Below are 12,337 nucleotides of genomic sequence, written 5' to 3'. Positions count from 1 at the left end.
CGCCCGCGCCCCGCCTCCCTCACCCCACACCCCGCGCCCCGCGCCCCGCGCCCCGCGCCCCGCGCCCGCACCGTCGCCCGGCCCCGGACCTCCAGGTCCGGGGCCGGGCGACATTTATCTGACAAGTCGACGAACTTCCGGTTTTCGCCTGCCCAACGGGACTACCCGTCAGTAATCTGACTGCCCGTGACACAACAGCCCCTCACCTCCGCCCCCACGCGCCGTACGGTCGTCAAGGCCGCCGCCGTCACCGCCGTCGCCGCGCCCGCCCTGCTCGGCGCCGCCTCCCCCGCCCGCGCGGACTCCACGGCACCCGTCTTCCTCCACGGCGTCGCCTCCGGCGACCCGCTGCCCGACGGCGTCCTCCTCTGGACGCGCGTCACCCCCACCCCCGAGGCCCTGCCCGGCTCGGGGCTCGGCCCGGACACCCGGGTCGACTGGGAACTGGCCGAGGACCGCTCCTTCGCCCGGGTCGTCGCCACCGGCTCGACCCTCGCGACCGTCGCGTCCGACCACACCGTGAAGGCGGACGTCCGGGGTCTGCGCCCCGGCACCGCCTACTGGTTCCGGTTCACCGCCGACGGCGCCGTCTCCCCGGCCGCCCGCACCCGCACCGCCCCGGCCGCCGACACCACCGCCGCCAACATCCGCTTCGGCGTGGTCTCCTGCGCCAACTGGGAGGCCGGCCACTTCTCCGCGTACCGCCACCTCGCCGCCCGCGCCGACCTGGACGCGATCCTGCACCTCGGCGACTACGTGTACGAGTACGCCTCCGGGGTCTACCCCGAGGCGAAGTACGGCGTCCGGCGGCACCAGCCGGCCCACGAGATCGTCTCGCTGGCCGACTACCGCCTCCGGCACGCCACGTACAAGACGGACCCCGACCTCCAGGCGCTGCACGCGGCCCACCCGTTCGTCGCGATATGGGACGACCACGAGTTCGCCAACGACGCCTGGACCGGCGGGGCCGAGAACCACACCCCCGGCGCCGAGGGCGAGTGGGCGGCCCGGGTCGCCGCCGCCAAGCAGGCGTACTTCGAGTGGATGCCGGTCCGCGCGTCCACCGAGGGCACGGTCTTCCGCCGGCTGCGCTTCGGCAGGCTGGCCGATCTCCACCTGCTCGACCTGCGCTCCTTCCGCTCCGCGCCCGCGAAGACGGGCAGCGGCACGGTCGACGACCCGGAGCGCTCGATCACCGGCCGCGCCCAGCTGGACTGGCTGAAGGCCGGGCTCGCGGGCTCGGACGCGGCCTGGCAGCTGGTCGGCACCTCGGTGATGATCTCGCCGGTCGCCTTCGGCTCCCTCCCCGCCCACCTCCTGGAGCCGCTCGCCGAGCTCATGGGCCTGCCCAAGGAGGGCCTCGCGGTCAACGTGGACCAGTGGGACGGGTACACCGACGACCGCAAGGAGCTCCTGGCGCACCTGACTTCGCGGGGCATCAGGAACACCGTCTTCCTGACCGGCGACATCCACATGGCCTGGGCCAACGACGTACCGGTGAAGGCGGCGACGTATCCGCTCTCCGCCTCGGCGGCCACCGAGTTCGTGGTCACCTCGGTGACCTCGGACAACCTCGACGACATGCTGCACGTGGCCCCGGGCACGCTGTCCCTGGTGGCCTCGGGGGCCGTCAAGGCCGCCAATCGGCACGTGAAGTGGGTGGACATGGACCACCACGGGTACGGAGTCCTCGACGTGACCGCCGAGCGTTCGCAGATGGACTACTACACGGTCTCCGACAAGACGGACCCGGCCGCGAGCTCGGCCTGGGCGCGCTCCTACCGGACCCTGAACGGAACGCAGCGCGTCGAGCGCGTGTACCAGCCAGTGCGCTGATGTTCCCCTGTCGACTTCTTGACGACTCCTCAGCGACGATTTTCGGCCATGATCGATCACGTTAACGGCAGATGACATCGCTACGGCTGGTGGTGGGTCCGGAGAACAAACCCGGACACATCACCAGCCCCAGGCGCCTCATTCGTTACGTCCGGGTCTCAAACTCCGGGATTCACGCAAGAATTTCCTCCCGATCGACCGAATTGCCCCACGAATGATTGGGCTTGATCACTCCTCTCCGGCATCTGACATGGACGCGTAATCTCCCCGCATTGGCGAGGAAGTTCCTCTCCGACACCCCCCGCGAGGAGTCACCATGCGTGCTCTTGTCCGTATATCCCCCCGCATGTCACGTCGTATGATCGGCACCGCCGTCATGGCCGGAACCCTGGCCCTGGCCCCCCTGTCCGCCCCCGTCGCCACCGGCGCGGCCACCCTCGCCGGCGCCTCCGCCGAGGAGTGCGCGGACGGCACCACCGCTCTCTCCGGCGCCCGCAAGGCGCGCGGCGCGGACACCCACAAGGCCGAGCCCAACGAGGTCTCCGCCACCCAGGCCAAGGCCATGGACGACGACTTCAAGAAGAAGATCGCCGCCGCCCGCGCCGAGCAGCGCCTCTCCGGCGCCACCGCCGCGGCCGCCGTGGTGAACATCCCCGTCTACTTCCACGTCGTCCACTCGGGCACGACGGGCAAGCTCACCGCCACCCAGATCAACAACCAGATGAACGTCCTCAACGCGGCCTACGCCGGCCAGGGGACGGGCAACGTGAACTCCAACTTCCAGTTCACGCTGGCCGGAACCGACTACACGGACAACGCCACCTGGTACAACCTGTCCTCCGGCTCCACCGCCGAGAAGCAGATGAAGCAGACCCTCCGCAAGGGCGGCGCCGGCGCGCTGAACTTCTACACCGCCAACCTCGGCGGCGGCCTGCTCGGCTGGGCGACCTTCCCGTCCTCGTACGCCTCGAACCCGTCCATGGACGGCGTCGTCGTCCTCGACGCCTCCCTCCCGGGCGGCTCGGCGGCCAACTACAACGAGGGCGACACCGCGACCCACGAGGTCGGCCACTGGATGGGCCTCTACCACACCTTCCAGGGCGGCTGCAGCGGCTCGGGGGACGGCGTCGCCGACACCCCGGCCGAGAAGAGCGCGGCCTACGAGTGCCCGACCGGCCGTGACACCTGCACCAACAAGGCCGGTGTGGACCCGATCCACAACTTCATGGACTACACGTACGACGCGTGCATGTACCAGTTCACCGCCGGTCAGGTGACCCGGATGAACGACTACTGGACCGCCTACCGCGCCTGACGCGGCATCCGGACACGGCTCCGGACACGGTTCCAGACGCGAGTGTGGCCCCCGGGGAACTCCCCGGGGGCCACACCCCGTTCCCGCGTTCCCGCCGGACGGGTCCTACAGCTCGTCCAGGAAGGCCAGCGCCACCGACCAGGTCCGCTCGGCCGCCTCCGCGTCGTAGTCCGGCAGCTCCGCGTCCGTGTAGACGTGGCCCGCGCCCCGGTAGCGGTGGATCTCCACCTCGGCCCCGGCCCTGCGCATCTGGAGGTACCAGGACGACAGCCAGTCGTCCGTCTCGAACGGGTCGGGCTCCGCAACGTGCAGCTGTACGGGAAGCTCGTCGACCGAGGCCGACTCGGCCAGGTCCGAGGTGCCGTGGAAGAGCAGCAGCCCGCGCGCCTTCTCGTCGCCGAGCGCCAGGGTCTGCGCGATCGAGGCGCCGAGCGAGAGGCCCATGTAGACCAGCCCGCGCTCGGAGTAGGGGGCGGCGGCCAGGACCGCCCGCTTGAGCAGCTCGTCCTTGCCGATCTGGTCCCGGAGCGCCACGCCCTCCTCGACGGTGCCGACCGTCTTCCCCCCGTAGAGGTCCGGCGTCCAGACCTGGTGGCCCGCGGCGCGGAGCCGCTCGGCGGCGGCCTCGACGGAAGGGGTCAGCCCGTAGGCCGAGTGGAAGAGCATGATGTCCATGCCCCCCATCCTCCCATCCGGCCGGGCCCGGGCCGCGCTCAGCGCATGCTGCGCACGTCCAGCTGGCGCAGCACCCGGTCCACGACCTCCGGGTCGGCGCCCGGTTCGCTGCGCGCGGCGAGGATCTCGTGCCGGGCGGCCGACATCAGCTCCCGCTGGATCCGGTGGACGGCCTTGAGCCGGTCGGCCCGTTCGGCGAAGGCGGCCTTCCGCTCCTCGTCGACCATGTCGGTGCTGATCCGGGCCCCGATGTCGTACGCGCCCCGCATCAGCCGCTCCTGGACCTCCTCGGGGAGCTCCTCGACCTCCTGGATCTCCTTGAGCCTGCGCTTGGCGGCCTTGGCCGCCCGGATCGCGAGCTCGCGTTCGAGGGCCCGCTCGGCCTCGCTGTCGGCCCGTACGCCGAGCCGCTTGACCAGCCAGGGCAGGGTGAGGCCCTGGAAGACGAGGGTGGCGACGATCACGCAGAAGGCGATGAAGACGATCTCGTCGCGGCCCGGGAAGGGCGAGCCGTCCTCGGTCGTGAACGGGATGGCCAGGGCGAGCGCCACCGAGGCCACTCCGCGCATCCCCGCCCACCACATGATCACGGTCTCCCGCCAGCTCATCGGGATCTCCTCCTCGGCGTGCTGCGGGTGCATCCGCTTCGCGATCCAGGTGGCGGGGAGCAGCCACAGGAGCCGTACGCCGACGACCACCGCGACGACGGCCGCGCCCCAGCCGACCATCTCCCAGCCGCGGCCCTCGGCGACGCCGAAGACGTGGATGACCTCCAGGCCGATGAGGCCGAAGGCGATGCCGGTGACGAGGGTGTCGACGATCTGCCAGAAGGTCTGTCCGGCGAGCCGGCCCATGACGTCGTCGGCGTCGACGGCGTGCTCGGCGAGGAAGAGCGCGGTGACCAGGACGGCGAGGACGCCCGAGCCGTGCAGCTCCTCGGCGAGGACGTAGCTCACGAAGGGCACGAGGAGGGTGAGCCCGGTCTGGAGGGTGACGTCCCCGAGCAGGCCGATGAGCTTGTTGGAGAGCCAGCCGAGCCCCAGGCCGACGATGACGGCGACCACGGCGGAGAGCACGAGCTCGCCGACCGCCTCCGGCCAGGAGAAGGTGCCGCTGACGGTCGCGGCGATGGCCACGTGGTAGAGCACGATCGCGGTGACGTCGTTGAAGAGCCCCTCGCCCTCCAGGATCGAGACCATCCGGCGCGGCAGGCCGAGCTGACCGGCGACGGCCGTGGCCGCGACCGGGTCGGGCGGGGCGACGAGCGCGCCGAGCGCGAGGGCGGCGGCGAGCGGGAGGCCGGGGACGAGCGCGTTCGCGACGGCGCCGACGGCGGCCGTGGTGACGAAGACGAGGGCGACCGCGAGCAGGAAGATGGGCCGCTTGTTGGCGGCGAACTGCCGCCAGGAGGTGCGCTGCACGGAGGCGTACAGGAGCGGCGGGAGGACCAGCGGAAGGATCAGCTCCGGCGGGATCTCGACGTCCGGCACGAAGGGCAGGAACGCCAGGACGACCCCGAAGAGGGTCATCAGGACGGGCGCGGGCAGTCCGAGCCGGTCGCCGAGCGGGACGGTGAGCAGGGCACCGAGGAGCAGCAGGAAGAGCAGGGCCAATTGATCCACGGCCCTACCCTGCCACGTACGTCCGTTTTGACTACTATCGCCCCGACCGCGTCGGGAACGTGCCGCCCGGAGCGGACCGAGGCACCCCTACAGGGGCTTGCGCATCGCCCGGTGCGGAATGCCCGCGTCCGGGAACTCGGGGCCGTACGCCACGTACCCGAGCCGCTCGTAGAACCCGAGCGCGTGCGTCTGCGCGTGCAGGTCGACGGCGGCGAGACCGCGCTCGCGCGCCGCGTCCTCGACGGCCCTCACGAGCGCCGCGCCGACGCCGAGCCCGCGGGCCGCCTCGGCGACGGCGAGCCGGCCGAGCGAGCCGACCGTGGCGTCGCCGCCGGTCTTGCCGAGGGCGTCGTCCCCGTACAGCAGGCGTCCGGTGCCGAGCGGCAGCCCGTCCTCGCGGAGGGCGAGGACGTGGACGGCGGTCGCGTCGTACGTGTCGTACTCCAGCTCCCGCGGAACGCCCTGCTCCAGGACGAACACGTCACGGCGGACCGCGAAGCACGCCTCGCGGTCGTCCTCGCCGGCGGCCTGGCGGACGGTGTACGCGGCGGTGGTCACCGGCTCTCCGAGGCGATCCGGTCCAGGGCCGTCTGGAGGTCCTCGGGGTACGTGCTGGAGAACTCGACCCACGAGCCGTCGCCCGGGTGCTCGAAGCCGAGCCGGACGGCGTGCAGCCACTGCCGGGTCAGGCCGAGGCGCTTGGCGAGCGTGGGGTCGGCCCCGTACGTGAGGTCGCCGACGCAGGGGTGACGGTGGGCGGACATGTGCACGCGGATCTGGTGCGTGCGGCCCGTCTCCAGCTTGATGTCGAGCAGCGAGGCGGAACGGTACGCCTCGATGAGGTCGTAGTGCGTCACGGAGGGCTTGCCCTCGGCGGTGACGGCCCACTTGTAGTCGTGGTTCGGGTGCCGGCCGATGGGGGCGTCGATGGTGCCGCTCATCGGGTCCGGGTGGCCCTGGACCAGCGCGTTGTAGCGCTTGTCGACCGTGCGCTCCTTGAACTGGCGCTTGAGCGAGGTGTACGCGTACTCGGACTTGGCGACGACCATGAGACCGGAGGTGCCGACGTCGAGGCGGTGCACGATGCCCTGGCGCTCGGCGGCGCCGGAGGTGGAGATGCGGTACCCGGCGGCGGCGAGGCCGCCGATGACGGTGGTGCCGGTCCAGCCGGGGCTGGGGTGCGCGGCGACGCCGACCGGCTTCATGATCACGACGATGTCGTCGTCGTCGTGGACGATCTCCATGCCCTCGACGGGCTCGGCGACGATCTGCACCGGCGCGGCCGCGCCCGGCATCTCGACCTCGAGCCACGCGCCGCCGCTGACCCGCTCGGACTTGCCGACGACGGCGCCGTCGACCTGGACCTTCCCGGCGGCGGCCAGCTCGGCCGCCTTCGTACGGGAGAACCCGAACATACGGGCGATGGCGGCGTCGACGCGCTCGCCCTCCAGGCCATCGGGAACGGGCAGGGTGCGGATCTCGGGACTCGTACTCACCCGTCGAGTATGCCTTGTCAGTCCTTGTGGATGGTTCCGTCCGGGTCCACGCCCCGGAACGACAGGATGACGATCAGGATGCCGCCGCAGACGATCGCCGAGTCGGCGAGGTTGAAGACGGCGAAGTGCGCGGGGGCGATGAAGTCGACGACCGCGCCCTCGAAGACGCCGGGCGAGCGGAAGATCCGGTCCGTGAGGTTGCCGAGCGCCCCGCCGAGCAGCAGGCCCAGGGCGATGGCCCAGGGCAGGCTGTAGAGCTTCCGGGCGAGCCGGAAGATGACGATGATGACGGCGGCGGCGATGCAGGTGAAGACGATCGTGAAGGCCTCGCCCATGCCGAAGGCGGCGCCGGGATTGCGGATCGCGTCGAGGCGCAGCAGATCGCCGAGGATCGGGATCGCCTCGCGCCCCTCCAGCTTGGCGACGACCAGCATCTTGCTGCCGAGGTCGAGGAGGTAGGCGACCACGGCCACGATGATCAGCGCGAGAACCCTGCGCTTGCCGCGGGGCCGCTCGGGCGTCTCCTCGGGCGTCTCCGCAGGCGTCTCCTCGGGCCGCTCCTGGGGAGCGGCCGTGTCGTCCGCGGAGGCGGCCGACTCCTCGGCCCCTGCTGATTCCGGCGTACCGATGATGCGCTCCGCCTCTGCCACGTGAGTGAGTCCCTCGACCTCGATGCCTGACCGTGCCCCGAGGGTACGACACGGGCATGGACCGGCGTCAGCCGCGTCGCTCCTGGCGCTGCTTGTCCTCGACGCAGAGGGTGGCCCGGGGGAAGGCCTGCATGCGGGCCTTGCCGATGGGCTTGCCGCAGACCTCGCAGAGGCCGTACGTGCCCGCGTCGAGGCGTTCCAGGGCGTGCTCGCTCTGCTCCAGCATCTCGCGCGCGTTGGCGGCGAGGGCGAGCTCGTGCTCGCGGGTGATGTTCTTGGTCCCGGTGTCCGCCTGGTCGTCGCCGGCGCCGTCGCCCGAGTCCCGCATGAGGCCCGTGAGCTCCTCCTGCGAGTGGACGAGCTCGCTGCGCAGCCGCAGGACCTCCGCCTGGAGCTCGGTGCGGGCCTCCTCGACCTCCTCCGGCGTCCAGGGGTCCTCGCCGGGACGGACCGCGAGCTCGCCGGTACGGGCCGAGGGCACCGCGGCCTCGTCCTCCGCCGTGGTCACGCCGCCCGCGGTCTTCTTCGCTGCCACCGTCCTGGCTCCTGTCTGCCCTGTCTGCTTCCTGGCGGCGGCCGCCTTCCCGGCGGCCGTCTTCTTGGCCGGGGCCTTCTTGGCGGCCGTCGACTTCTTCGTGGCCGTCGCCTTCTTCGCGGCCGGTTTCTTCCCGGCCACGGGGTCGGCGCCGTCGACACCGTCGACGGACTTCTTCGCGCTCGCGGCGGTCTTCTTCGCCACCATGTCGCGGCCCCTTCACATTTTGTGATCTTGCTCGCGCATCGTGCTGGGACGATAAATCGGCCCAGGGCCCGCGGCAACGGGGCACGCCGCCGTTCCCACCCGCCCCCCGCTCCCCACGGGACGGGCCTGCCTCCGTTGTTCCCAGCTCCCCGCCGGGTAATCCGCCCCGCCCCTCCCCCACATGGCCGCACGGCGACTCCGTCGCGCCCCGTCTCGCCATTCGGGTGGCCCTCGGAGGCACGGGAGGGGGCGCGGAAAACCGGGTCGGCCCCGCCGCCCCGGGCCCCGTACACTGGGCGGAGCGAAAGGCTTGGATGGGGACGAGTAGCGTCGCAAGCAGCCATGAGCGACCCGGGGACGGTGAGAGCCCGGGGGCGAGCCCGATGTGAAGCATCACCCCGGAGCCGTCGGAAGAAAGCCGTGCGAGAGCACGGTGACTAGACCCGGCGTCGCGCCCCAATGAGGGGGCTCGGGACGATCACGCCCCGGGTCAAGGAGGGTGGTACCGCGGGAGCAGCGCTCTCGTCCCTCCGGACGGAACGAGGATCAGTCCGCCGGAGGAAGATTCGATGTCGCAGTACCGCCCGGTACCCGCCCAGGTAGACCTGCCCGCCCTTGAGCACGCGGTGCTCGACTTCTGGCAGGACAACAAGGTCTTCGCGAAGACCCTTGAGCAGTCCGAGGGACGCCCCGAATGGGTGTTCTACGAGGGCCCGCCGACCGCCAACGGCATGCCCGGCGCCCACCACATCGAGGCCCGCGTTTTCAAGGACGTCTTCCCCCGCTTCCGGACCATGCGCGGCTACCACGTGGCCCGCAAGGCCGGCTGGGACTGCCACGGCCTCCCGGTCGAGCTCGCCGTCGAGAAGGAGCTCGGCTTCTCCGGCAAGAAGGACATCGAGGACTACGGCATCGCGGAGTTCAACGCGAAGTGCCGCGAGTCCGTGACCCGCCACACCGACGCGTTCGCCGAGCTCACGACCCGTATGGGCTACTGGGTCGACCTGGACGACGCGTACCGCACGATGGACCCCGCGTACATCGAGTCCGTCTGGTGGTCCCTCAAGCAGATCTTCGACAAGGACCTGCTCGTCCAGGACCACCGCGTCGCCCCCTGGTGCCCCCGCTGCGGCACCGGCCTCTCGGACCACGAGCTGGCTCAGGGCTACGAGACGGTCGTCGACCCCTCCGTCTACGTCCGCTTCCCGCTGACCTCCGGCCCGCTCGCGGGCAAGGCGGCGCTCCTCGTCTGGACGACGACCCCGTGGACCCTCGTGTCCAACACGGCCGTCGCCGCCCACCCCGAGGTGACCTACGTGGTCGCCACCGACGGCGACGAGCGCGTCGTCGTCGCCGAGCCGCTCCTGGAGAAGGCCCTCGGCGAGGGCTGGGTCACCACCGGCGAGTCCTTCACCGGCGCCGAGATGGAGCGCTGGACCTACCAGCGCCCGTTCGAGCTGATCGAGTTCCCGGCCGAGGCGCACTACGTCGTCAACGCCGAGTACGTGACGACCGAGGACGGCACGGGTCTGGTCCACCAGTCCCCCGCCTTCGGCGAGGACGACCTCAAGGTCTGCAAGGCGTACGGCCTGCCGGTCGTGAACCCGGTCCGCCCCGACGGCACCTTCGAGGAGGACGTGCCGCTGGTCGGCGGCGTCTTCTTCAAGAAGGCCGACGAGGCGCTCACCGCCGACCTGGACGCGCGCGGCCTGCTCTTCCGCCACATCGCGTACGAGCACAGCTACCCGCACTGCTGGCGCTGCCACACGGCCCTGCTCTACTACGCGCAGCCGTCCTGGTACATCCGCACCACCGCGGTCAAGGACCGCATGCTCGCCGAGAACGAGAAGACCAACTGGTTCCCGGACTCCGTCAAGCACGGCCGCTTCGGCGACTGGCTGACGAACAACGTCGACTGGGCGCTCTCCCGCAACCGCTACTGGGGCACCCCGCTGCCGATCTGGCGCTGCGAGGACGGCCACCTGACCTGTGTGGGCTCGCGCGCGGAGCTGAGCGAGCTGACCGGCACCGACCAGTCGGATCTTGACCCGCACCGCCCGTTCATCGACGCGGTGACGTTCGGCTGCCCGACCGAGGGCTGCTCGCTGGAGGCCACCCGCGTCCCCGAGGTCATCGACGCCTGGTACGACTCGGGTTCGATGCCGTTCGCGCAGTACGGCTACCCGTACCAGAACAAGGAACTGTTCGAGTCCCGCTACCCGGCGCAGTTCATCTCCGAGGCCATCGACCAGACCCGCGGCTGGTTCTACACGCTGATGGCCGTCGGCACCCTCGTCTTCGACAAGTCGTCCTACGAGAACGTGGTCTGCCTGGGCCACATCCTCGCCGAGGACGGCCGGAAGATGTCCAAGCACCTGGGCAACATCCTCCAGCCCATCCCCCTGATGGACCAGCACGGCGCCGACGCGGTCCGCTGGTTCATGGCGGCCGGCGGCTCCCCGTGGGCGGCCCGCCGCGTCGGCCACGGCACGATCCAGGAGGTCGTCCGCAAGACGCTCCTCACCTACTGGAACACCGTCGCCTTCCAGGCCCTGTACGCCCGTACGTCCGGCTGGTCCCCGTCGGCCGCGGACCCGGCCCCGGCCGACCGCACCGTCCTCGACAGGTGGCTGCTCTCCGAGCTGAACACCCTCGTCGCCGAGGTCACCGAGGCGATGGAGGCGTACGACACCCAGCGCACCGGCAAGCTGATCTCCGCCTTCGTCGACGACCTCTCGAACTGGTACGTGCGCCGCTCGCGCCGCCGCTTCTGGCAGGGCGACAAGGCCGCGCTCCGCACGCTCCACGACGTCGTCGAGACCGTCACCCGCCTGATGGCCCCGCTGACCCCGTTCATCACGGAGCGGGTCTGGCAGGACCTGGTGGTCCCGGTGACGCCGGACGCCCCCGAGTCGGTCCACCTGGCCACCTGGCCGGAGGCGGACACCTCCGCGATCGACCCGACCCTCTCCTCCCAGATGGTCCTCGTCCGCCGCCTGGTGGAGCTCGGCCGGGCGACGCGCGCGGAGTCCGGCGTGAAGACCCGCCAGCCGCTCTCCCGCGCCCTCGTGGCGGCGACGGGCTTTGCCGCCCTCTCCGCCGACCTCCAGGCCCAGATCACGGAGGAGCTGAACGTCTCCTCCCTGGCCTCCCTCTCCGAGGTCGGCGGCAGCCTGGTCGACACCACGGCCAAGGCGAACTTCCGCGCGCTGGGCAAGCGCTTCGGCAAGGGCGTGCAGGACGTGGCCAAGGCCGTGGCGGCGGCGGACGCGGCGGCGCTCTCCGTCGCCCTCCGCTCGGGCTCCGCCGCGCTCACGGTGAACGGCGAAGAGATCACCGTCACCCCGGAGGAGGTCATCATCACGGAGACCCCGCGCGAAGGCTGGTCGGTCGCCTCCGACTCCGGCGCGACGGTCGCCCTGGACCTGGAGATCACCCCCGAACTCCGCAAGGCCGGCCTCGCCCGTGACGCGATCCGCCTGATCCAGGAGGCCCGCAAGAACAGCGGCCTGGACGTGGCGGACCGGATCGCCCTGCGCTGGACCTCCACGTCCCCGGAGACCACGGAGGCCCTGACGGCGCACGCGGCGCTCATCGCCGACGAGGTCCTCGCCACGGACCACGCGGAGGGCGAAGCCGACGCCACCTACGGCACCCCCTTCGAAGACGAGGGCCTCGCCCTCACCTTCCGCCTCCGCAAGGCGTAACCCCAAGCGAAAGGCCCGGCCTCCGGTGGGGGCCGGGCCTTTGGCTTTCCCCCACCCCGCCCCTTCCCGAAACCGGGGGCGCTGCCCCCGGACCCCCGCGCCTCAAACGCCGGCGGGGCTGGAGTTTCCGCCCGGCGGGCGGAAACCCAGCCCGCCCGGCGCTTGAGGGCACGGCCGCCAGGCCGCATTTCAGCCCCGTCGGCGCTTGAGGCGCGGGGTCCGGGGCAGAGCCCCGACACTCCAGCCCCGCCGGCGTTTGAGGCGCGGGGTCCGGGGCAGAGCCCCGACACTCCA

9 protein-coding genes are annotated in these 12,337 nt (G+C 71.5%); 3 read left to right on the top strand and 6 right to left on the bottom strand.

Annotation, left to right across the window (positions count from 1 at the left end; translation table 11 throughout):
* The first annotated feature begins 186 nt into the window (after positions 1 to 186).
* Both ACFC0Z_RS22735 and ACFC0Z_RS22730 read left to right on the top strand, forming a co-directional pair.
* Positions 187 to 1,836, top strand: a complete 1,650-nt coding sequence (locus ACFC0Z_RS22735) for an alkaline phosphatase D family protein (protein WP_376440845.1) — start codon at positions 187 to 189, stop codon at positions 1,834 to 1,836.
* 346 nt (positions 1,837 to 2,182) lie between these two features.
* Complete coding sequence (locus ACFC0Z_RS22730) at positions 2,183 to 3,151, top strand: zinc metalloprotease (RefSeq protein ID WP_376440843.1); 969 nt, start codon at positions 2,183 to 2,185, stop codon at positions 3,149 to 3,151.
* A 105-nt stretch (positions 3,152 to 3,256) separates the two neighbouring features.
* On the opposite strand, the gene ACFC0Z_RS22725 is transcribed toward ACFC0Z_RS22730, so the two are convergent.
* The 6 genes from ACFC0Z_RS22725 to ACFC0Z_RS22700 all read right to left on the bottom strand — a co-directional run bounded on the left by ACFC0Z_RS22725 (position 3,257) and on the right by ACFC0Z_RS22700 (position 8,336).
* Complete coding sequence (locus tag ACFC0Z_RS22725; RefSeq protein WP_376440840.1) at positions 3,257 to 3,826, bottom strand: dienelactone hydrolase family protein; 570 nt, start codon at positions 3,824 to 3,826, stop codon at positions 3,257 to 3,259.
* A 38-nt stretch (positions 3,827 to 3,864) separates the two neighbouring features.
* Positions 3,865 to 5,448 (bottom strand): Na+/H+ antiporter, encoded by a 1,584-nt coding sequence (locus tag ACFC0Z_RS22720; RefSeq protein WP_376440837.1) that lies wholly within the window; start codon positions 5,446 to 5,448, stop codon positions 3,865 to 3,867.
* 87 nt (positions 5,449 to 5,535) lie between these two features.
* The gene (locus ACFC0Z_RS22715) at positions 5,536 to 6,006 is read right to left on the bottom strand and encodes a GNAT family N-acetyltransferase (protein WP_376440835.1); all 471 of its coding nucleotides are present in this window, start codon (positions 6,004 to 6,006) and stop codon (positions 5,536 to 5,538) included.
* Positions 6,003 to 6,944, bottom strand: coding sequence for an RluA family pseudouridine synthase (locus tag ACFC0Z_RS22710; protein WP_376440832.1), 942 nt, complete (start codon positions 6,942 to 6,944; stop codon positions 6,003 to 6,005). The genes ACFC0Z_RS22715 and ACFC0Z_RS22710 overlap by 4 nt, the downstream gene beginning before the upstream one ends.
* 17 nt (positions 6,945 to 6,961) lie before the next feature.
* A complete protein-coding gene (gene lspA / locus ACFC0Z_RS22705; protein ID WP_376440830.1) occupies positions 6,962 to 7,594 on the bottom strand; it encodes a signal peptidase II in 633 nt (210 codons plus the stop codon).
* Between the two features lie 67 nt (positions 7,595 to 7,661).
* Positions 7,662 to 8,336: a TraR/DksA family transcriptional regulator gene (locus ACFC0Z_RS22700; protein WP_376440827.1), complete on the bottom strand. Its 675-nt coding sequence runs from the start codon at positions 8,334 to 8,336 to the stop codon at positions 7,662 to 7,664.
* Positions 8,337 to 8,905: 569 nt separating this feature from the next.
* Between ACFC0Z_RS22700 and ileS the strand changes: the two genes are divergently transcribed.
* Complete coding sequence (gene ileS / locus ACFC0Z_RS22695; RefSeq protein ID WP_376440824.1) at positions 8,906 to 12,043, top strand: isoleucine--tRNA ligase; 3,138 nt, start codon at positions 8,906 to 8,908, stop codon at positions 12,041 to 12,043.
* Positions 12,044 to 12,337: the final 294 nt, after the last annotated feature.

The organism is Streptomyces sp. NPDC056144 (assembly GCF_042264145.1).
In the GTDB taxonomy this organism is placed as follows: Bacteria; Actinomycetota; Actinomycetes; order Streptomycetales; family Streptomycetaceae; genus Streptomyces.
The sequence above is the reverse complement of the archived record's forward strand: the minus strand, read 5'-3'. Positions and strand labels throughout refer to the sequence as shown.

Excerpts from the sequence above, each read along its gene's own strand:
- ACFC0Z_RS22730 (WP_376440843.1), top strand. The coding sequence starts at position 2,183 with ATGTCACGTCGTATGATCGGCACCGCCGTCATGGCCGGAACCCTGGCC.
- ACFC0Z_RS22725 (WP_376440840.1), bottom strand. The coding sequence starts at position 3,826 with ATGGACATCATGCTCTTCCACTCGGCCTACGGGCTGACCCCTTCCGTC.
- ACFC0Z_RS22700 (WP_376440827.1), bottom strand. The coding sequence starts at position 8,336 with ATGGTGGCGAAGAAGACCGCCGCGAGCGCGAAGAAGTCCGTCGACGGT.
- ileS (WP_376440824.1), top strand. The coding sequence starts at position 8,906 with ATGTCGCAGTACCGCCCGGTACCCGCCCAGGTAGACCTGCCCGCCCTT.